Origin of the sequence: Macrococcoides goetzii, assembly GCF_002742385.2 — a bacterium.
GTDB lineage: Bacteria > Bacillota > Bacilli > Staphylococcales > Staphylococcaceae > Macrococcoides > Macrococcoides goetzii.
Genome location: NZ_MJBI02000002.1, coordinates 170,412 through 191,430 on the forward strand (window position 1 = coordinate 170,412; position 21,019 = coordinate 191,430).

Annotated in this window: 19 protein-coding genes; all 19 read left to right on the forward strand. The window is 32.0% G+C overall.

The genetic code is table 11. From position 1 onward, the window contains the following. Window positions 1-65 precede the first annotated feature (65 nt). The 19 genes from modA to BFS35_RS06390 all read left to right on the forward strand — a co-directional run bounded on the left by modA (window position 66) and on the right by BFS35_RS06390 (window position 21,015). Window positions 66-842 carry a molybdate ABC transporter substrate-binding protein gene (gene modA / locus BFS35_RS06300; protein WP_099579250.1) on the forward strand — a complete coding sequence of 259 codons (777 nt, stop codon included), beginning with the start codon at window positions 66-68 and terminating at the stop codon, window positions 840-842. A gap of 115 nt (window positions 843-957) precedes the next feature. Continuing rightward, window positions 958-1,554 carry a YdeI/OmpD-associated family protein gene (locus tag BFS35_RS06305; RefSeq protein WP_099579249.1) on the forward strand — a complete coding sequence of 199 codons (597 nt, stop codon included), beginning with the start codon at window positions 958-960 and terminating at the stop codon, window positions 1,552-1,554. Window positions 1,555-1,728: 174 nt separating this feature from the next. Further along, on the forward strand, window positions 1,729-2,958 hold the full coding sequence (locus tag BFS35_RS06310; RefSeq protein ID WP_240628397.1) for a carboxylate--amine ligase: 1,230 nt from the start codon (window positions 1,729-1,731) through the stop codon (window positions 2,956-2,958). A 212-nt stretch (window positions 2,959-3,170) separates the two neighbouring features. Beyond that, the gene (locus BFS35_RS06315) at window positions 3,171-5,054 is read left to right on the forward strand and encodes an FUSC family protein (RefSeq protein WP_099579245.1); all 1,884 of its coding nucleotides are present in this window, start codon (window positions 3,171-3,173) and stop codon (window positions 5,052-5,054) included. 116 nt (window positions 5,055-5,170) lie between these two features. Beyond that, window positions 5,171-6,481: an MFS transporter gene (locus tag BFS35_RS06320; protein ID WP_099579243.1), complete on the forward strand. Its 1,311-nt coding sequence runs from the start codon at window positions 5,171-5,173 to the stop codon at window positions 6,479-6,481. Between the two features lie 189 nt (window positions 6,482-6,670). Continuing rightward, a complete protein-coding gene (locus tag BFS35_RS06325) occupies window positions 6,671-8,152 on the forward strand; it encodes a Rossmann-fold NAD(P)-binding domain-containing protein (RefSeq protein WP_099579241.1) in 1,482 nt (493 codons plus the stop codon). 41 nt (window positions 8,153-8,193) lie between these two features. Next, entirely contained in the window at window positions 8,194-9,360 is a 1,167-nt protein-coding gene (locus tag BFS35_RS06330; RefSeq protein WP_099579239.1) for an ABC transporter permease, read from the forward strand. Next, window positions 9,357-10,286, forward strand: coding sequence for an ABC transporter permease (locus BFS35_RS06335; protein ID WP_099579237.1), 930 nt, complete (start codon window positions 9,357-9,359; stop codon window positions 10,284-10,286). Before BFS35_RS06330 ends, BFS35_RS06335 begins: the two co-directional genes overlap by 4 nt. Continuing rightward, on the forward strand, window positions 10,283-10,954 hold the full coding sequence (locus BFS35_RS06340; RefSeq protein ID WP_099579235.1) for an ABC transporter ATP-binding protein: 672 nt from the start codon (window positions 10,283-10,285) through the stop codon (window positions 10,952-10,954). The genes BFS35_RS06335 and BFS35_RS06340 overlap by 4 nt, the downstream gene beginning before the upstream one ends. An 18-nt stretch (window positions 10,955-10,972) precedes the next feature. Next, on the forward strand, window positions 10,973-11,344 hold the full coding sequence (locus BFS35_RS06345; protein WP_099579233.1) for an iron chaperone: 372 nt from the start codon (window positions 10,973-10,975) through the stop codon (window positions 11,342-11,344). Between the two features lie 145 nt (window positions 11,345-11,489). Then, a complete protein-coding gene (locus tag BFS35_RS06350) occupies window positions 11,490-12,125 on the forward strand; it encodes an FMN-dependent NADH-azoreductase (RefSeq protein ID WP_099579231.1) in 636 nt (211 codons plus the stop codon). Between the two features lie 282 nt (window positions 12,126-12,407). Next, window positions 12,408-13,184: a hypothetical protein gene (locus tag BFS35_RS06355; RefSeq protein ID WP_099579229.1), complete on the forward strand. Its 777-nt coding sequence runs from the start codon at window positions 12,408-12,410 to the stop codon at window positions 13,182-13,184. Between the two features lie 17 nt (window positions 13,185-13,201). Next, on the forward strand, window positions 13,202-14,560 hold the full coding sequence (locus tag BFS35_RS06360) for a TcaA second domain-containing protein (RefSeq protein ID WP_099579227.1): 1,359 nt from the start codon (window positions 13,202-13,204) through the stop codon (window positions 14,558-14,560). A 187-nt stretch (window positions 14,561-14,747) separates the two neighbouring features. Next, the gene (locus tag BFS35_RS06365; RefSeq protein ID WP_099579225.1) at window positions 14,748-16,511 is read left to right on the forward strand and encodes an acyltransferase family protein; all 1,764 of its coding nucleotides are present in this window, start codon (window positions 14,748-14,750) and stop codon (window positions 16,509-16,511) included. A 77-nt stretch (window positions 16,512-16,588) separates the two neighbouring features. Next, window positions 16,589-18,340, forward strand: coding sequence for a sensor histidine kinase (locus tag BFS35_RS06370; RefSeq protein WP_099579223.1), 1,752 nt, complete (start codon window positions 16,589-16,591; stop codon window positions 18,338-18,340). Next, window positions 18,340-19,059, forward strand: coding sequence for a LytTR family transcriptional regulator DNA-binding domain-containing protein (locus BFS35_RS06375; RefSeq protein ID WP_099579221.1), 720 nt, complete (start codon window positions 18,340-18,342; stop codon window positions 19,057-19,059). Before BFS35_RS06370 ends, BFS35_RS06375 begins: the two co-directional genes overlap by 1 nt. Before the next feature lie 118 nt (window positions 19,060-19,177). Then, window positions 19,178-19,609 carry an antiholin-like murein hydrolase modulator LrgA gene (gene lrgA / locus BFS35_RS06380; RefSeq protein ID WP_099579219.1) on the forward strand — a complete coding sequence of 144 codons (432 nt, stop codon included), beginning with the start codon at window positions 19,178-19,180 and terminating at the stop codon, window positions 19,607-19,609. Between the two features lie 8 nt (window positions 19,610-19,617). Continuing rightward, the gene (lrgB, locus tag BFS35_RS06385) at window positions 19,618-20,325 is read left to right on the forward strand and encodes an antiholin-like protein LrgB (RefSeq protein ID WP_099579597.1); all 708 of its coding nucleotides are present in this window, start codon (window positions 19,618-19,620) and stop codon (window positions 20,323-20,325) included. A 159-nt stretch (window positions 20,326-20,484) separates the two neighbouring features. Further along, the gene (locus tag BFS35_RS06390) at window positions 20,485-21,015 is read left to right on the forward strand and encodes a tyrosine-type recombinase/integrase (RefSeq protein WP_158554268.1); all 531 of its coding nucleotides are present in this window, start codon (window positions 20,485-20,487) and stop codon (window positions 21,013-21,015) included. Window positions 21,016-21,019: the final 4 nt, after the last annotated feature.

The following is a 21,019-nucleotide window of genomic DNA, read 5'->3' on the forward strand; positions in this document are numbered from 1 at the left end:
CGTTATGACGTAGTATGTCTTTTTTTATATGGTAAAATATACATAATAATTCTAGGAGGCAAATAATGAAGAAATCATTTTTAATATTTATTGTCTGTACATTACTTAGTGGCTGTGGAAATCAAGAGAAAGAACAAGGAAGGTCACAGGAAAAAGTAATACTTACTGTCTCAGCGGCAGCAAGTTTAAAAAATACATTAAATGATATCGAAAAATCTTATGAAGCCGAACACAAGCATGTTGATATTAAATTTAATTATGGTGCGTCTGGTGCATTAGCGCAACAGATAATGTCCGGTGCTCCGGTTGATATATTCTTTTCAGCTGCACAAGATAAAGTTGATGATTTAGTAAAAAATAAAACTGTAGATAAAGAGGATACAAAGTCTTTACTGAAAAATCATCTCGTGCTTATAACAGAAGAGAAACTAACATCTCTTGATGATTTACAACAAGAAAAGATAAAAAAAATTGCATTAGGCAACCCGGAATTAGTACCTGCGGGCGAATATGGTAAACAAGCCTTAGAAAACAAAAAACTATATCAAAAAGTCAAATCAAAATTAGTATTAACGAAGGACGTACGTCATGTATTGACCTATGTAGAAACCGGTAATACTGAAGCAGGTATCGTATACACATCAGACCTCAAATCAACAAATAAAATAAAGCATACACTCAAAATTCAAGATGATTTACATAAACCGATAACATATCCAATTGCTAAAATAAAAGACACTAAACATAAGAAAGAAACTGAGGAACTTTATCAGTATTTACAGAATGCTCAAAGTAAAAAAGTGTATCAAAAATATGGTTTTGATATTAATGGAAAGGAGTAGCGATGCTGCTTCTTTTTTAAAAACAAAGAACAATTATATAATGAAAATTCATTAAATATAATTTCCCTAAATAAATAGATATTGTTTATAATAAAGAAGTATTGGAGGAAATCGTATGACGGAATTATCGACAGAACAAAAATTAGAAAAATTTTTTAATAAAACTTCACAGTGGCACGATGCTTATCAATTGTTAAGATCGATTATAAGAGAATTTGATCTTGAAGAAGAGTATAAATGGATGCATCCTTGTTATACTTTGAAAGATAAAAATGTGTTACTGATACATGGCTTTAAATCATATGTCGCTATATTATTTCATAAAGGAGTAATGCTTGAAGATAAATACAATCTTTTAATTCAGCAAACTGAACATGTTCAAGTTGACCGCCAGCTACGCTTTTCGTCAGTAGAGGAGATAGAAGAAAAAGCAGATATGATACGTTTTTATATTGAAGAAGCAATTCGAGTAGAGAAATCGGGCATAAAACCTCCTAAAAAAGAACATGGACTATTAGAAATTCCTATCGAATTAGAAGAAGCATTTAAAGAGAACGATCGTTTAAGAGAAGCGTTTTATAAATTAACACCTGGTCGCCAACGTGCGTACGTCATTGAAATTAATAAAGCGAAACGCAGCGAAACAAAAAGGAATCGTATAGAAAAGTATGCTGAGAAAATTTATCAGGGAAAAGGATTATTAGAACGATAACAAATAATAATGTCATGTGCTTTAAAAATTTAATGTTATAATATGTTAAAGAAAATATTTGTATTTTAACAATACTTGGTGAATGTATACTTGCATTCATTACCATACAAAAATATAATGAATTAAACAGCTTGGAAAGTCTAGAACAAAACTACTATATAAAGGATAATGAACATGGCTAAATTTAACTTTATCCCAATAATTTTGGGTGCAAACATACATGCGTATGCTGCAGCAGCAAGTTTTCATAAAGATTATAAGAAAAAGTCAGTTATCGTGGCAGCTGACTATTTATCGTTCACAAAATTTTCTAGTCTTATTAGTGATTATTATATCGATAAAATGATTTATGATGACAAAGTTTTCATCGAAACATTTGAGCGTATTGCAAAGAAATATCGTAAGAAAAATCGTAAACTATTGCTTGTCGCAACGACAGATGAATATGTTAAGATGCTAATTAAACATGAAGCAAAATTGAGAGAAGATTTTACCTTTAATTTTCCGACACAAGATTTATTTAACCAATTATATTATAAGAAACATTTCTATGAGACGGTTGCTTCATACGGTATTGATATTCCTACGACATACCACTTTAATTTAGCTACCATCGAAACATTTAATGAACCCATTAGATTCCCGGCAATTATTAAAGTTGATGATGGCACAGCGTACTTTAATTTAAAGTTTAAAGGGAAACAGAAAATTTATGTCCTTGATGATTACAATGGAATTAATGAGACGATTGAATTACTTCATAATAATGGCTATCGTGAGGATATTATTATTCAGGAATTTATTGAAGGAAGCGATCAGGACTTGTGGGACATCGTTTATTACGGTGATTCAAATGGAAAAGCGCAAGTGATTACATTAGCACAAGTATTGTTACAAGAACCTGCAATGACAGCTATCGGTAATTATACAGCACTCATTTCAAGATATGATAAAGATTTGATGGATAAAGTGATTAAGATGATGGAAGGTATGCATTATACCGGATTTGCTAACTTTGATTTAAAATATGATCATCGAGATGGTAAATACAAGTTTTTTGAGGTTAATCTACGTGCCGGCCGTTCAAGTTCATACATCAAAGAAACAGGATATTCAATTGCGAGATGTTATGTAGAAGATTTAATTTTAAATCAATCTCATCCGGTGAAATATTTAGATACAACACATTTATTTACGGTAGTACCTAAAGATATTATATTAAAATACGTAAAACAAAAATCATTACGTAAAGAAATTAAACAACTTATTCAAAAACATCAATATTATAATCCGCTATTTTATGCAAAAGATCGTTCAGTAAAACGTAAAGCTTATCTTTTGATGAGAAATGCCAAGTATCATCTGAAGTATAAAAATAGTGAGTGGTATAAAGAACAGAAATAATCACTTTATAGTGGTTATTTTTTTATTTGTCGTTTAATTTTTTATCTTATTATCTGTTTATATTATACCTATACCTTTATATCTTTATATCTTTATATCTTTATATCTTTATATCTTTATATAAACTCAAATGATTGCTATAGACATTATAAAAATATATTCCATGTTAAAATGTTATCGTATGAAAATAAAAATAAGTCAGGTGAGCATAAGTGTATCATTATTATAAATCGCTAATATATGTTGATATCGATAAGATTAATGTTTCGAAAGGCATCATTCAATTCATATTGATGCTAATACCTATGATATATGGCTATTTCATTGGTAATTTATCCTTAGGATTGTTGATATCACTTGGAACATTATCTAATATCTATGTATTTGGCGGAACTTTACAATCTAAAATAAAAACTGTAACGATTGCCACTTTAACATTAGCTTTTGCAATGGCTCTCGGTACGCTTACGGCTGGTAATATGGTGCTATTCGGCTTTTTACTATTTGGTTTTACAGTAATACCGTATTACGTGTGTAATGCCCTTGAAATTAAAGGTCCTAGTTCTACTTTCTTTTTAGTGGCTTATGGACTATCGTCAATTATGCCACATGCACCAGAATTATTTTTAAATCGAGCGGTGCTGGTTATAATAGGTGGTCTAATTACAATTGTAGTTATTTCAATACATAGTAAGTTATTTGATAGAAATTATGAACGTGAAATTGTAATTAGTGATTATCATATGCTTCAAAAGTTATTAAAAGCATTCAATGATAACGCAGCTTTTAATGAAGCACATACGACAGCAGTGCGCTCCTTAATGGCATCCAATGATGCGCTTTATGCAGCGCGTCCTGCTTTCAGTAAAGATGGTGGAGAATATGAACGTACTTTATTATTACATCACTTGGCTGAAGGGATTTATTCAGAAATATTAGATCTACATTTAAAGAATATTCGTCCTATGCCAGGTATTCTAATAGAAATGATGAATTATATCGTTGATATGGTAACAGATGATAAGACTACCAAACCAAGCTGGAATAAAGCAGTTAAACTTTCAGAAGAATTTAGAAATTTGGAAAACAATTTGTATAAAGTAGAAGAAATTCTTTTTGCTCCGGTCGAACAGATTAACTATAAAAGTGAAAATAGTCGTCCTCATTTCATGCGTAGATTATTATCAAATATCACACCAGAATCAAGTGTGTTTATGATGACAATAAAATATGCTGTGATAATGGGGATAGCCATATTTATAGCATTATTATTTCATATCGATCGTCCGTACTGGGTGGCTTTGACTGTACATTCAGTACTAATCGGTAATACAACTGTTACAAGTCTGCAACGCGCTGGTGCCAGATTTATCGGTACACTTTTAGGAATCATTGTGGCAGCTATAATAATCAGTATAAATCCTGATTTACTTATTGTAGCAATTATTATTGCTATAGCTGGAGGTATCAATGAAGTTTTTGTTGGATCAAATTATGCACTCGCAATGATTTCAATAACAACACAAGTGTTGCTTATGTCAGGTATCGCAGCTGGGCATATTTCATATTCTTTTGCATATTTAAGGATAATAGATGTTGTTATAGGGGTCATCATTGCAGTTCTTGGTGTGCTAATTCTTGGTAGAACAACTGCAAGTGAAAAGCTTCCGAAGTTCATTGCAGATTTAATTCGCGTAGAGGCAGCAACTTTCCATTATCTTTTTTCACAGAATCATTATGCAATACGAAATCGTTATCAAGATATGTTTAAACTTTATTTAAATGTCGCGAATGTCAGAATGACTTATACAAATGCATATGGTGAAATTTCTAATAATAAACAACAGGTGCTACATTATTATCCAGCCATTCACTTATTAGAACAAATTAATTTTTCTTTACAGCGTGTTATCAAAGATGACGCTCAGTTTGTAATAGATAATGAAATGATGGGACAATATTTACTTGCTTTTGAAAATTGCGCGAAATACTTTGAACGAGGTAGTAACCATTCACTTATTGATTTAAAGCCACTAGAGAGGTATCATCAAATTCATTATGCATTAATAGACTTACAGGATTTTAAAGTTAAATGAAGGGTTTAATATATTGCTTCACTTCTTTTTCTTTACAATAATGAAACAGAAAATTTATGGTATTTGTATAAAACAATCGCTAAACTATGAGTAATACATATCATAAGGAGCAACGAATGAAGAAAGATCTTAAACTATTATTGTCGTTACCCATTTTTAGCTGGGCACTCTATGATTTCAGTAATACAATTTTTAGTGCAAATATCGTGACATTGTTTTTCCCACAATTTGTAACAGAACAGTTTGGCGTTGATCCTGTAACTGAGCAGGTATCATCAACCTGGATTGCTTATTCAGCAAGTGTAGCAGCATTGCTTCTCATTGTATTAAGTCCGATTTACGGCGTGTATATTGATAGAACGCAAAAGAAGAAGCAATGGGTTATCATCTTCACTTTAGTAGTGTTTATTTGTACTTTTCTGATGGGCTATATTTATGAAGCGGATATTAAACAACAGATGTTCGGCATTCCAGTTTCATTTTTGCTGATTATTATCTTATTTACGATTGCGAAATTTATGTATAATTCGAGTCTTGTATTTTACGATGCAATGATGAGTAGCTTAGCACCAAAAGAAGATCATTCAGTATTATCTGGGTTTGGAGTAGCGCTAGGTTACATGGGAACACTATTTGGCGTGCTTACGATAATGGCTTTAGTAGGTACTGAAGATGCTGGAAAAACGTTTATTCCAACTGCTATTTTATTTTTAGTATTTAGCATACCTATTTTTATCTTTGGTAAAGACGGCAATAAAAAGACTGTGAAACAACATGTATCTCAATCAAGCTTAACATCAGGCTATAAAGAAGTATTAGAAACTTTTAAGCTCGCTAAGAACGAACCAGCTATTTACGTATTCTTAATTGTTTATTTCTTCTTAAATGATGCATTGGCGACTGCGATAAGTATGATGCAACCGTATGCAACTACAGTAGTAGGGTTTACTTCGAGTGAATTTATTAAAATATTTATGATAGCAACGATTTTCAGTGTAATAGGTGCCTTTGTGTTTGGATACATTGCTAAAAGAATAGGTTCTTTAAAAGCGTTGCATTATGTCGCGCTAGTATTGATGATTGCGCTTATTATTGCAAGTATTCCTTTACCTAAGTCGGCATTTTATATTTGTGCGATTCTTTTCGGGATTGCAATGGGTTCTATCTGGGTTATCTCTAGAACGCTTATCATAGAACTCTCACCGGAAGCTCACGAAGGACAATTCTTTGGTTTATTCTCAATGAGTGGTAAATTATCTGCAGTTTTTGGACCTTTTGTTTATGGAACGATTACTCTACTATTAAAAGATTATGGACCGTTAGCAAGTCGTGTTGCAATTCTATCTTTATTTGTGATGGCGCTGGGTGCGTATCTGTTACATTTCAAAGTGATTCGTTTAAGTAATAATGAAAATCAAAGCATATAGAATAATATTTAATCTTTCACTGTAATATGTTTATTCAAAGTGTTTTTTACATTATTTCATTACTAAGTAAACTGATTTTCATAAATAATATTATTTATGGTTAATTTTATGAAAAGTATTCCGTAATGATTTCTATTTTGATATGATGAAATTGAGCGAGATATTAAATACTAACGTGGAGGATATGGTATGAAAAAGTCAAAAGGGTTGATCTTAGGAATCATAGCAGCACTTGTATTATTAGTCGGTGGCGGGGGCGCAGCGGCGTATTACTTTTTAACGAACACACCGAAAAATGCGTATCTTTTAAGTGAAAAAGAATCAATGGAGTCGTTGCAAGATTATTTCAATGAGCGTTTTGAAAATGAAACAAAATTCCAAGAGAAAATGCAGGATGATAATTATGCAGTAAATATGAAGTTAGGTGCAGATATTCCGGAAGCATTTGTATCACAAATGGGTATTTCAAAATCAGTAATTGATTCATCAAATATCGTATTTGATGTAGCACATAATAGTAAAGATAAATTATCAAATTTAAGCATCACACCTACGATTGCTGATAATAAACTTGGTGAGTTTGCGTGGCAGGCAGATAACAAAAATCAATACCTTTCTGCCCCAGTGTTAAATGATGTATTAAGCGTTCCAAATGATAAAATTATTGAAACGATTGAAAAAATATCTGGAGATCCAACTTCAGTTGAAGATATGACAAATGATTCTTTAAATCTGAACAACCTTTTAGGTGGCGCACAACTTTCTCAAGAAGATATGAACAAAATCATCGAGCGATACAGTAAAACATTTGCTGATAATGTAGAAGATAATCAATTTAAAAAAGATAAAGAAAAAGTTAAAATCTTTGATGAAGAGAAGGATTTAGAGAAGTTAACAATGACGTTACAACCAAAAGATACAAAGAAAATCATCGTTGCAATGTTAGAACAAGCAAAAGATGACAAAGAATTAAAAGATTTATTTACAAAACAAGCACAAGGTGTAGACTACGATAAAGAGTTAGATAAAGCACTAAAAGAAGTGAAGGATCAAAAAGAATCTGAGTTTCCAAAAGTAATCTCAACAATCTTTGTTGATGGTAAACAAATTATGAAACGCAATCTGGTGATGACAAGTAATGAAGAAGAAGTTAAATTAGAGGCTTTAACAAAAGTTGATGACAATTTAAAAATAGATGTTAAAGGTTCTGCTAAAGATGCTCCAGATGCATTCGTGTTAACAGGGGATTCAACTAAAAAAGATGAAAATTATAAAGATGATTACAAAATTGTCATTAATCAAGATGGTGCAAGAGAAATATCATTTGTAAATGATTCTAAAACAGATGGCGATAAACGTACTGACAAAGGAACAATCGATTTATCTCAATTAGCTGGGCAGGATTTAAAATTAAATTATACAAATGATTTAGTAACAGATATCGGCAACAATGAACAAAAGCAAAAAGCAGAATTTACTGTAAATGTTCAAAATGAACCGGTTAAATTGATGATTGATGGTGTGACAAAATTAAAACAAGATGTTAAAGTGAAGTCTGACGGTGCTAAAGACTTAAGCACAATGTCTGATAGTGACCTACAACAATTGCAGGATGACATCAGCGAGAACTTTAATAAAATTTTTGAAGACGTTTCTAAAGATTTAAATTAATAAAATTAATGGTTATTGATTAAAAATAAGGGGTGATAAATGTGAAACTACAACTGTTCAGCATTTATCACTCTTTTCTTATGAAAAAGTGGTATTTACTGGTCTATATATTAGTATTGTTTTTTGTATTGTTTGCGACACTTATAGGATTATCTGTGATGAAAAGTCAGGAAGACGATAAGTTTTCGATTGGATTAGTAGATGAAGATCAATCTAGAGAAACGAAGTTGATATTAGATGCAATTGGCGATGGAAAGAGTATGGGTAACGATATTGAACTGAAGCATTTTGATGCGACTAAGGCTAATAATGAATTAAAGCAACATCATTTAGATGGTTATTTCGTGTTCGATCAAGGAATGACTGAGGCATTTTACGAGCAAGGCGCATTACCGATTTCTGTTTACACATACGATAAAACATCGCTTGAGAGTATTATCATCTATCAGTTAACGGATTCTGTATATAGCCGTTTGATGCTTTCTATCGGTGGCGCTGAAGCGTATAAAGCGTTATATCCTGAGTCAAGTGATGATGCGATGTTAATGATGATGACGGATATGCTTTTTACGGGTCTGAATCGTAATGGTGCATTTGATGAACAACCGGTTAAACTTTACGATAACTATCAGTATTATACTATTTCAGTTTATTTTATCAGTGTTTATGTATTGTTTTTATCACTGTTTAATATTTTGAAGATGAATCAGGCGCATGCTTTGAAGGAACGTCTATCAATGTTTCATTTTTCGTATGAAAAACTAACATTGACACGCGGGTTAATAAGTTTATGGTATACACTTTTATTTTCTGCAGTAGTATTGTATGTTTTATTAAAATACTTAGATGTATCTTTTGAAAGTTATAACCTAATGCCGCTTTTAATTATTTTATTCCTATACCTCATAATGATATTTGTGGTGATGATGCTTATTGAACTCGTTAATAATGAATCGTTTCAATTGATTCTTAAAGTAATGATAACGGGTCTTATCATTCTTTTTTCCGGAGCAACAATTCCTTCGATATATTTTAAGGATGTATTAGGCGGTATATTGTATCATCAACCGTTTAGTCATATTTTTAATAAAGTACTGGAATTGATATTGAATAACTATTTTATAAAGACTCCGGTTCTTTTCTACTGGATATGTATTATATTGATAAGTCTATTGATATTACAACTGATAAGGAGGTATAGACGATGAAATCTATCTTATACCTCGTAGTGCAAAAACAATGGAAATCATATTTATTATTGTCGTTGCTAATTGCTGGTATGCTACTCACTTGTTTTATATTGCAGCAAAAAATGAATGCAGTGTTTAAAATGCCGATCGCTGTGCAGGATTTAGATCATTCTCAATCATCAGAGGCGTTGATTGCCATGCTTAAAAACAATCATGATATGACTGTTAAAATAATTGGTGATGAAGAAAGTTTTATAGAAGATCATGTGAAAACTAAAGAAGCGGTGTTAAGTTTATCAATTCCTGAAGGTTTTAATGAAGCATTAAAGCAACAATCTTTAAGAGATACGATTATACTTTATTATCGTGATGATTTTATTGGGGCTATTGCCCAGGAAATAGTAAGTAAAACATTATTTGAAGCTCAGATTCCTTATATCGTGAAATATCATATTGATAAAGGGAAACAAGTAAATATTGAAGAAGTTAAGAAGATGTATTATCAGAAAACACCGGAAAGTCGTATGAAACAAATTGCAGTTTCAAAATCACAAGATGAATCAATTGCTTTAAGTACAATATTCGCGCTTATTTTATTTGTATCATCTATACAAGTGATACTTCATTATCATTTGAAGCAGGACGCAGCACTTGAACGCATGTATATGTTTGACAAGACAAAGTTTTATTTACATATAACGTATATCATGGTTCACGTTTTCATAATCATGTTATCAATTATCTTTGCAGCATTGTTCATGAATCAAATGATGAGTATAAAGTTTTATTTTGTATGCTTGTTATTCACACTTATTTATGAATTCGTATTAAGTTTATTACTCTTTAAAGTCAATACAACAAGTCATCGTCTATTTATGACGACTACTTTCACATTGATGATTGTGACCGTCTATATGCTGTTATCGATAGGAGGAAGTATATGATAGAAGTTAAAAACTTAACTAAGCGATATGGGAAAAAAGAAATCTTTGAACAGTTGAACACAACTTTTGAAGATAGGGCTGTAACAATCCTGTTAGGTGAGAATGGCGCTGGGAAATCAACATTGTTACGAATGATTGCAAAGCTGGAAACGCAAGATGCGGGAGAAATTATTTATTTCGGTGAGGACCTAAGTCATAAATCTTTAAAGAACCGTTTAGGCTACATTCCTCAGGACATCGCATTATTTGAACATTTATCTGTGCAAGATAATATTAAGTTTTTTAAAGGGCTGTATACATCTCCTATTGATGATAATTTACTAAATACTTATAAAGATGCTTTAAATATTCGCGAAGATAAGGCGAAAGTTCAATCACTATCTGGAGGGACGAAACGTAAGGTGAACATGTTAATCGGCTTACTTGGAAATCCAGATATAATTATTTTGGATGAACCTACTGTTGGTATTGATTTGAAATCGAGATATGACATTCATCGACTGATTAATCAGCTGAAACAAAGTAAACTCATTATTTTAACGACGCATCACTTAGATGAAGTTGAGGCGATTGGAGATAATATAAAATTAATTGGCAAAGATCCATTTTATAAACAGGTACTGACTGATAAAGACTGGACATTTGAAGATATGCTACAATTGAAATAAATGAATATGGAGGAAGTTATGCATAAATTTGAACTGTTCTTTGACAAACTAACAAACATCAATCATCTCGGTAAAATTCAGGATTTATTTGAATGGATTGAGACAAATTTTCCGGAATTACAACGTGAATATAAATGGAATACACCGATGTATTCAGATCACGGCACGTTTATATTGGGTGTCAGTACAGCAAAAGCGCATATTTCAATAGCACCGGAAAATCAAACGATGGCGCATTTTAAAGATAAGATAGCAGAAGCTGGATACGATCAAACTGCAGGTCTTTTCAAAGTAAAGTGGGACCAGGAAATCGATTATGAATTATTGAAAGAGATAATTGAATACAATATAGAAGATAAAAAGGAAGTTACAACTTTCTGGAGAAAATAATAAATTTGAAACCGAGGAATATTACCTCGGATTTTTTTAGCTTAAAAATTAACATTTTAGTTGACTAATTTGCAAATTATAATATAATAAATATATCAAGTATAAAAATTAAACTAAAAAACACACAAAAGAGGAGTTATTACACATGACTAAAGTATTATACATTACAGGACATCCTAATGATGAAACAGTTTCTTTCTCAATGGCTACAGGGAAAGCGTTTATTGAAAGCTACAAAGCTGCAAATCCAGATCACGAAGTTAAACATATTGATTTATATGAAACGTTTATCCCATTAATTGATAAAGAAGTATTTGCTGGTTGGGGTAAATTACAATCAGGTGAAGCTTTCGAAACATTAACTGAAACTGAGCAACAAAAAGTAGCACGTTTAAATGAATTAAGTGACGAATTTGCTGCGGCAGACAAATATGTATTCGTTACGCCAATGTGGAACTTATCATTCCCGGCAATCGTTAAAGCTTATATTGATGCAGTAGCAGTAGCTGGAAAAGCATTCAAATACACTGCTGAAGGTCCAGTTGGATTACTTACAGATAAGAAAGCGGTTATCGTTCAAGCACGTGGTGGTTACTATTCAGAAGGTCCAGCAGCAAACTTCGAAATGGGTAACCGTTACTTACAAACAATTTTAGGTTTCTTCGGTATTCCAAGCGTTGAAGAAATTATCATTGAAGGTCATAACGCACAGCCAGAACAAGCAGAATCAATCAAAGCTGCTGCAATTGAAAAAGCTGAAAGTTTAGCAAAAACTTTCTAAATATAAATGAAATTTTAATAATAATGAATAAATTACGGCCATCGATTCCTTTGAATCGATGGTTTTTTTAATTTTATTAATTAATTTATATTTATAAATATTATTTTAGCTTTTAATTGCAATTAAGGTGTTAATTATTTTGAAAATAATTCAATAAATTATCAAAATAACTAAAATTAACGGTATTTGAGTGTTATTCCACATTCAATTTATGGATGGTATAATTACATTAAGGATAAAAACGCTATTAATAATATATATTACCAATTAAGAGGTGAGTCAATGAGGACAATAGAACTCTATTTGAAGTTGAAGTCATTACAACAAAGTTTACCTGAAATTTATGAGGATGATTACAAACAAAGTATTGCACGAGCGATAATATTTACAAATGGATCAATCGATGAAGTCGAATTCTTAACAAGTGCCGACAAGATGGATATTATTTCTGTTTATCAGCAGTTAAAAAATGAACAATTTGATTTTAATGTTTCTAACGAACAAAAAGCGATGAATTATGTTAATAATCTCAACGGAGATACGAAAACAAAATCTCGTTCTTTTAAACGAACTGAAATGATAAATTTTGTAAAAGAAAAGTTGATAAAGTCGCATTCTGATATTGAATTTATACATTTGAAATATAACGTTCTGACTTGCAAGTTAAACAATCGGACGTACACAGTATATGTCAGTACATCAAGAGATTATGAGTTTCTTAATACTACAGAAGAAATTAATCCAAAACGTGTATCTGCCTGGCACAAAGGCAATGATGAAATATTTTCAAGTTATGATTATTATGCAATGTGTGTAAAAATTGATTCGAAGTCTGAATATGTCACTGAACAATCAAATGGCATTGAAGGTATTTTTATGAATCAGCAGGAATTAAATACGTGGTTAAATGAAAAAGAGAAGAATCAAAGTGGCATGATTAACTGTTATGTACATTACCATCAACCCAAATCGAACAGAGAAATTATTGAGGTAATAGACGCACGTGAACGTCCACAATTAAATTTAAGACATTTGTTAGATAATACATTTAAATTATAAAGATTAGAGGGAATCCAATGAAAATTTGTAGAAATTGTGGCGCAGAAGTAAAAGATCACGTTAAAGTATGTACGAATTGTGGAACGAAGTTTCCGGAAGATGCTGTCGAGGAGAGACGTGTGCCTAGTGATGAGAAATTAGTTTATGAAAGAAAGCAGAAGCAGCCTGTAGAAAAACCAGTTAAAAAAAGTAAAGGGAAGTCAATATTACCTTTACTAATCGGATTACTTGCTTTACTTGCATTACTATTTGGTTTATATAAATTCTTTGAACATAAATTTTCACCAGTTAATCAATCTGAAGAAATAAAACAGGCATTAATAGATAAAGATTATAATAAATTATCATCTATATTAAGTGTAGGAGATAAGAATTTATCAGAGAGTGAAGCAGAAGCCTTTGCTCATTATATTGCCGCAAGTGGTAATACAGAAAAGTTTGGAGAAAAACTTGTTACTACGACAGAAGAAATGATCGATAATAAACAGCCTGACAGTATGGTCAGTGTAGGTGGTAAAGATGCAGTACAAATTACATCAGACAAAAAGAAATTTGGTATCTTTAAAAACTTCTCTTTTAAAGTTCCGGAAGTACCGATTTATTTAACCGGAAAAGATGGTAAAAAGATTGTGATCAAAGTGAATGGTGAGGAGCAGGACTATACACCGACATTAGATTCAAGAGAAAGATTAGGAAATTTTCCGCTTGGCAACTATGAATTAGACGCAACAAAAACTGCGATAAATGGTGAAGTTCAAGGTAAACTGCTGATCAATATGTCAGAAAGTGATGATGCTCAAGAAAGTTTTGATGTGGCTTATATCAAAACAAATGTTGAAATTCCAGAAGCTGTAGATAAAGATTCAGTGATGGTCTATGTTAATAATGAAGAAATGGATTTTGATGTGAACGGTGACAATGTATTTGGTCCATTTTTAGCTGGAAAAAAACTGAAGATTTATGCTGAAGGAGAAGCGGGCAACCAAACATTAGTCACAAATAAAGAAATTGAAACGCCATCAGCATCTAGTGACAATCCAGCGGATATTGATTTAATATTTGATACGAGTGAACTTACACAAGAACATGCAAAAGAAACGATTATCGTCAGAACGTCAGATGAAGAAGATGCATCAGAACAAATTACTGTAACAAGAGAGAACGTTCAAAGTTTAGCTGAAGCATGGAGTGGTGTAGGTTTTGATTATGATCGTTATGAATATAGAACGCCAGTTTATGAAGATGGTAAATATGGCTTTGGTATATTCGATGAAAATGGAGAGATTGTCGGTTCGTTTGATGTATATAAAGATGGTACGATAATAGAATATGATGAAGATGGCGAAATTATCAGAAATGGTAATATTAATGATTAAACGTCATTGCTACAGTCCTTTTATTTAAAATATTAGGGCTGTAGTTTTTTTTAGTTTAATTGAAAATATGACAAAATTAAACATATTACAACATAATTTGGGTTGTAAATTTATAGAAATAATTGTATTATTAATAAAGTATTTCATTTATGTTACGTTTATGTTAAAAAAGGTGGTCCGTTTTACAATGAATAAACAATACTTTCCTGGTTTAGACGGCATGCGTGCAATTGCAGTGATTGCGATTATCATATTTCATCTTAATCCGAAATGGTTGCCAGGAGGATTTTTAGGTGTAGATACATTTTTTATTATCTCAGGATATTTGATTACCACATTGCTAATTAAAGAATACGAAACGAATCAATCTATCAACTTAGCTCATTTCTGGTATAAACGTATTAAACGTCTATTACCTCCAGTTTTGTTTATGATGTTTATCGTCATACAGTATATTATCTTCTTTGATCGAGCATTGTTATTTCAAGTAAAAAAAGATATGTATGCTGCGTTATTATACGTTTCAAATTGGTGGTACATTTTTGATGGTCTGGATTATTTTCAGAGCCTCGAACCGCGTCCATTGAAACATTTGTGGTCACTTGCTATCGAAGAGCAATTTTATCTCTTATTCCCCTTCATTTTATTAATGTTATTTAAAACGATTAAGAAAAAATCTAATATATTTATTGTATTTTTTATAGTGTCATTAGTTTCAATGTCAATAATGTGGATGATGTATGATCCTTCAAAGAGCATATCTCGTATATATTTTGGTACTGATACTCGTCTTCAGACATTATTATTAGGAGCAATGCTGGCACTGATATGGCCGGCATATAAATTGAAGAAAAATCCACCAAAAGTAATCGTTTGGGTTATCGAAATGATAGGATTAGTTGGCGCAATCTTTTTAGTACGATCATTCTTTCTGTTTACAGAGCATAGTGCATCAGTATTTCAAGGTGGCTTATACATCTTAGGAATATTCACTTTGTTATTTATTATGTCTAGTGTTCATCCTGATACATGGATGTCGAAATTTTTAAGCTTACCTGTATTAACATGGATTGGTCGATATTCATATAGTTTGTATTTATGGCACTACCCTATTATCGTGTTGATGCAATCTCATTTTATACAGGGACAGATATCATGGTATGTACATGTGATTTCTATCATTCTTACAATGATTATGGCGATATTCAGTTATCAATTGATTGAACAGCCATTTAGAAAAAAAGGATTAAAAGCTTTTGTAGATGTGAAATCATTAAAAGCATTTATAACATTATTGCTAAGTTTATATTTACTGGTTTCAACACCTTATCTAATTAAAACAGTGAAAGCAGAGTCGCCAAATAATGAAAAGATTGTAGTTACACAAACAAAATCAATTGCACCAGCTATAAAACGCATCTCACCTTTGCAAATTGAAGATGCGTCCAAACCATCTACTGAAATTGCTAAAGTCTATCCGTATGCGCCTCTTTTTATAGGAGATTCAGTGCTAGTAGACATTGATTATCAAATTAGAAATGTGTTTCCAAATGCTACGATAGATGGTGAAGTCGGACGTAATATTTATAAAGCCATTCCTGTGGCAGATAAATATACAGATTTTAATAGAAAAGATGCCGTTGTTGTTCTCTATTTAGGTACAAATGGTGATTTTGAGGATATCCAGATGAATACGATACTTAAAAAGTTTGATAAAGCGCAAGTATTTTTAGTCACTGCCCGTGTTCCGAAAGATTATGAAGCACATGTTAATGCAGAGATGTATCGCTTTTCAAAAAAATATAAAAATATACACATTATAGATTGGTATAAAGTTTCACAGGGACATCCGGAATATTTTGCGCCAGATGGTATTCACCTTGAGTACCCAGGTATAAAAGCGATGGTTAAAGTGGTTACAGATGAAATTATAAAGGTTGTCGAAAAATAGATATATCATAAGGATAGGGAAACCTATCCTTTTTATTTTGATTATGGTTATAATGTGGATGAATAAGGAGGATGCTCATGTTAGAATTATTTATTTTATTACTTGAACGTGTGGGATTAATTATACTTGTAGCCTATATATTAATGAACATATCCCATTTTAAAATGGTGATGAGCGAACGCGAAAAATTATCTTCACAAATACAGTTAATTATCATCTTTGGTCTATTTGCTGTTGTCTCTAACTTTACGGGTGTTGAGATACGAGATAATCATGTAGTATCCAGCCAAATATTCAGAACGATTTCTGATGATGCCGCAATTGCCAATACACGCGTATTAACGATTAGTGTTGCAGGGCTTGTAGGTGGTCCGATTGTCGGTTTTACTGTAGGAATCGTATCTGGAATTTCCAGATATTTAATTGGAGGTGTTGATGCATATACATACGTTATATCTTCAATTATTATCGGCTTAGTCTCCGGTTATTTTGGGCATAGAGCGAGAAAGAACGATCAATATCCTACGATTGTTCAGGGGATGATTATTGGAATTGTTATGGAACTCATTCAAATGATATGTATTATCAGCTTTGCTTCAAATTTTGATAATGCTCTGGATTTAGTATCATTTATTATTTTACCGATGACACTCATTAACAGTTTAGGTACTGCAATATTTTTATCTATTATTATTTCAACATTACAACAAGAACAGCATATGAAAGCTGTACAGACACATGAAGTATTAAATCTAGCCAATCAAACTTTACCTTATTTCAGATTAGGATTAAATGAATCAAGTGCAACCGAAGCGGCTCAAATTATTAAAGATTTGATGAAAGTGTCTGCCGTTTCAATCACAAATAAAACGGATATATTAGCGCATGTTGGAGCAGCAAGCGATCATCACGTTCCGAAAAAGAAAATTATTACAGACCTTTCAAAAGAGGTCATACGCTCAGGTGAGATAAAAGAAGCACATACAACAGAAGAAATTGGTTGTACGCATCCAGGTTGTCCGTTAGAAGGTGCCATTGTTATTCCGTTATACGTTAATCAGGAAGTGGTAGGCACTTTGAAACTATATTTTACGGATAGTAAAAAGCTTACATACGTAGAACGTCGTTTGGCTGAAGGTTTAGCGGATATCTTTTCTAGTCAAATTGAATTAGGTGAAATTGAAATGCAAAGTAAGCTGTTAAAAGATGCTGAAATTAAATCTTTGCAGGCTCAAGTTAATCCACACTTCTTCTTTAATGCGATGAATACAATTTCAGCGCTTATACGGGTAGACAGTGAAAAAGCGCGTGAATTATTATTGAATTTGAGCAATTTTTTCAGATCTAATTTGCAAGGTGCAAGACAAAATACCATTACGATAGAAAAAGAAATTCAGCAGGTAGAAGCTTATTTATCTTTAGAGCAGGCGAGATTTCCAAATCGCTTCAATATTCATTTCGATGTAGCAGAAGATTGTGTCAATGCACAAGTACCGCCATTTATCATTCAGATACTTGTGGAAAATGCGATTAAGCACGCTTTTCATAATCGTAAAACAGGTAATAATATCGATGTCGTCGTAAGAAAAGATATCGATGAAATTGAAATTTCTGTAGAAGATAATGGAAATGGTATACCAAAAGATAAACGCGATAAAATAGGAATTATTGAAGTAAACTCTATATCCGGTACCGGTAGTGCACTGGAAAATTTAAATAAACGTTTAGTGGGACTATATAATCGTGATGCGAAATTGAAATTTATTACTGGAGCGCATGGGACTAAATTTTATACGCATATCCCTTATGAAAGAGAGGAGTTATTATAATGAAAATATTAGTCGTTGATGATGAACCGTTAGCACGCAATGAATTGATGTATCTCATCAATAAGATCGATAACAGTCACGATATAGAAGAAGCAGATTCTGTTGAAGAAACGTTAACAGCTCTACTTACAGATACTTATGACTTATTATTTTTAGATATTAATCTCATCAATGAAAGCGGACTTGATTTAGCACAGAAGATTAATAGAATGAAAACGCCACCATTAATTGTATTTGCAACAGCACATGATACTTTTGCGGTGAAAGCATTTGAATTAAATGCACTCGATTATGTATTAAAGCCTTTCGAAATGAAAAGAATAGAAGTTGCGCTTGAAAAAGCCCGAAGTAGAGTGGAAAAAGATCAAACAGAAGGAACGAAACAGTCCACGGCAACGCTTTCGATTCAGATAGACGATAAAATATATGTAATTAATACGCATGATATTATTGCATTATACGTTGAAGAAGGCAGATTACATATCATCACTTTAAAAAATGAATATACGATTAATGAACCGCTCAGTGCTTTTGAGAAAAAAATGCCTGAAGATATCTTTATACGTATACATCGTTCAAGTATTATTAATAAAAACCACATAAAATCAGCAGAACAATGGTTTAATAACACATATCAGGTAAAGTTAACAAAAGATGTGAAACTACAAGTATCCAGATCATATATTAAGCAGTTTAAACATGAGATAGGGCTAAAATAATTTTAGCCTTATCTTTTTGCATTTCAACTATCGATTTTTGCATTTCAACATGAAAACGTTTTATTTACTATTTTTCGTTATATGATGAACTCAAGATAAATATCGGGAGGTCATTACAATGACAAACAATAAAACGTATAACTTTTTTCATCAAGCTATCGTGATATCAGTAATTTTACTTATTTCTAAGATTATCGAATCATTTATGCCGATACCGATGCCTGCATCAGTAATTGGACTCGTATTATTATTTATATGCTTATGCACAGGCATTGTTAAATTAGGACAAGTAGAACGTGTAGGTACAGCATTAACGGATAACATCGGATTATTATTCGTTCCTGCAGGTATTTCGGTTGTGAAATCACTCGGTCTTATCAGTGAGCATCCATTTTTAATCATCGGATTAATCTTCATTTCAACATTATTATTATTATTATGTACAGGATTCTTCTCGCAAATGATTGTTATGACAACTGAACGTAAAGAGAAATCAACTGTAAAAAATGAAAAAGAAGTAAAAAATTATCGTAAAGCTGAGGTGCGTTAATCATGACAATGTTAGATCACTTAGGAGTGAATACAGTATACTTTGGGATATTACTTACAATCGTACCATTTGTTATTGGACAAATATTATTTAAAAAATCAAATGGCTTCTTCTTATTTGCACCATTGTTTGTAGGAATGGTCTTTGGTATTGTATTTCTAGCGATTACCGGCATTGATTTTGATACGTACAACAAAGGTGGAAGTATTATTAGTTTCTTCTTAGAACCAGCTACAATTTGTTTTGCCATTCCGTTATACAAAAAACGTGATGTATTACAAAAATATTGGTTACATATTATTGGCGGCATTGCGTTAGGAACAACGGGCGCTATCTTTGGTATATATGGTGTAGCGAAGTTATTCGGATTTGGTAAAGAAATTATTGCTTCTATGTTACCTCAGGCAGCTACAACTGCAATCGCCTTACCAGTTTCAGATGGTATCGGTGGTATTCCGGAATTAACATCACTCGCTGTAATCTTAAATGCTGTGATCATCTATGCATTAGGTAATAAGATGCTCCGCTTCTTCAGAATTAGTAATCCAATTGCAAGAGGTCTTGCTTTAGGAACGAGTGGTCATGCATTAGGCGTATCTGCTGCTACAGAATTAGGTGAAACAGAAACTTCAATGGCAAGTATCGCTCTAGTAATTGTAGGTGTAATTGTTGTAGTGATTATCCCGATACTTATACCAATCTTGCTCGGTGTTTAAAAATAAAGTTAAAAGTAAATAACGAAATGACGAAGTACAAAGTCCAGATGAGATATATCAATCTTATCTGGATTTTTTATTTGAATATTATTTTTTGAGCAGCATTTTTTAATGTTACATAAATATATGTTATTATTTTTATGTAACATAGGAGGAGACATGATTAAATCCCAACCAATAAAAACGACCCATGAAATTCACATGATGAAGACTTATTTATTGAATGAGCGTGCAAGAGATTATCTATTGTTTGTACTAGGTATCAATATACCTGTGAAATTACAAGTACTATTAGAATTAAAGTGTGGTGATCTTGTTTTTAAAGATGGTTGTTATCAATTTATCGTTAACGACTATACCATCTATTTAAACAAAGAAGATAGCAGTATTCTAAAGCGATTTGTTGCAACAAAGTCACCTGATGACTATATCTTTGAATCGATGAAGACGAAATCTCCGTTAACAAGGCAACAGTTTCATAGAATATTAAGTGCGGCATCAACTACAATAGGTTGTAAACATTCAATCGGTCCTCAGGCATTAAAGAAAACATTTGCATATCATGCGTATCACCAAGGCATTCACATATTTGATTTGATGCATATTTTAGGTCACAATACTAAGTCAGAAACATATCGATTTATTGATGTTAATCCACCAGATCACAAAACAATCCAAATAAATTTGTAAAGGA

Excerpts from the sequence above, each read along its gene's own strand:
- BFS35_RS06370 (WP_099579223.1), top strand. The coding sequence starts at position 16,589 with ATGTTAGAATTATTTATTTTATTACTTGAACGTGTGGGATTAATTATA.
- BFS35_RS06310 (WP_240628397.1), top strand. The coding sequence starts at position 1,729 with ATGGCTAAATTTAACTTTATCCCAATAATTTTGGGTGCAAACATACAT.
- BFS35_RS06390 (WP_158554268.1), top strand. The coding sequence starts at position 20,485 with ATGATTAAATCCCAACCAATAAAAACGACCCATGAAATTCACATGATG.
- BFS35_RS06325 (WP_099579241.1), top strand. The coding sequence starts at position 6,671 with ATGAAAAAGTCAAAAGGGTTGATCTTAGGAATCATAGCAGCACTTGTA.
- BFS35_RS06335 (WP_099579237.1), top strand. The coding sequence starts at position 9,357 with ATGAAATCTATCTTATACCTCGTAGTGCAAAAACAATGGAAATCATAT.
- BFS35_RS06345 (WP_099579233.1), top strand. The coding sequence starts at position 10,973 with ATGCATAAATTTGAACTGTTCTTTGACAAACTAACAAACATCAATCAT.
- BFS35_RS06305 (WP_099579249.1), top strand. The coding sequence starts at position 958 with ATGACGGAATTATCGACAGAACAAAAATTAGAAAAATTTTTTAATAAA.
- BFS35_RS06320 (WP_099579243.1), top strand. The coding sequence starts at position 5,171 with ATGAAGAAAGATCTTAAACTATTATTGTCGTTACCCATTTTTAGCTGG.
- lrgB (WP_099579597.1), top strand. The coding sequence starts at position 19,618 with ATGTTAGATCACTTAGGAGTGAATACAGTATACTTTGGGATATTACTT.
- lrgA (WP_099579219.1), top strand. The coding sequence starts at position 19,178 with ATGACAAACAATAAAACGTATAACTTTTTTCATCAAGCTATCGTGATA.
- BFS35_RS06375 (WP_099579221.1), top strand. The coding sequence starts at position 18,340 with ATGAAAATATTAGTCGTTGATGATGAACCGTTAGCACGCAATGAATTG.
- BFS35_RS06340 (WP_099579235.1), top strand. The coding sequence starts at position 10,283 with ATGATAGAAGTTAAAAACTTAACTAAGCGATATGGGAAAAAAGAAATC.
- modA (WP_099579250.1), top strand. The coding sequence starts at position 66 with ATGAAGAAATCATTTTTAATATTTATTGTCTGTACATTACTTAGTGGC.
- BFS35_RS06360 (WP_099579227.1), top strand. The coding sequence starts at position 13,202 with ATGAAAATTTGTAGAAATTGTGGCGCAGAAGTAAAAGATCACGTTAAA.
- BFS35_RS06365 (WP_099579225.1), top strand. The coding sequence starts at position 14,748 with ATGAATAAACAATACTTTCCTGGTTTAGACGGCATGCGTGCAATTGCA.
- BFS35_RS06350 (WP_099579231.1), top strand. The coding sequence starts at position 11,490 with ATGACTAAAGTATTATACATTACAGGACATCCTAATGATGAAACAGTT.
- BFS35_RS06355 (WP_099579229.1), top strand. The coding sequence starts at position 12,408 with ATGAGGACAATAGAACTCTATTTGAAGTTGAAGTCATTACAACAAAGT.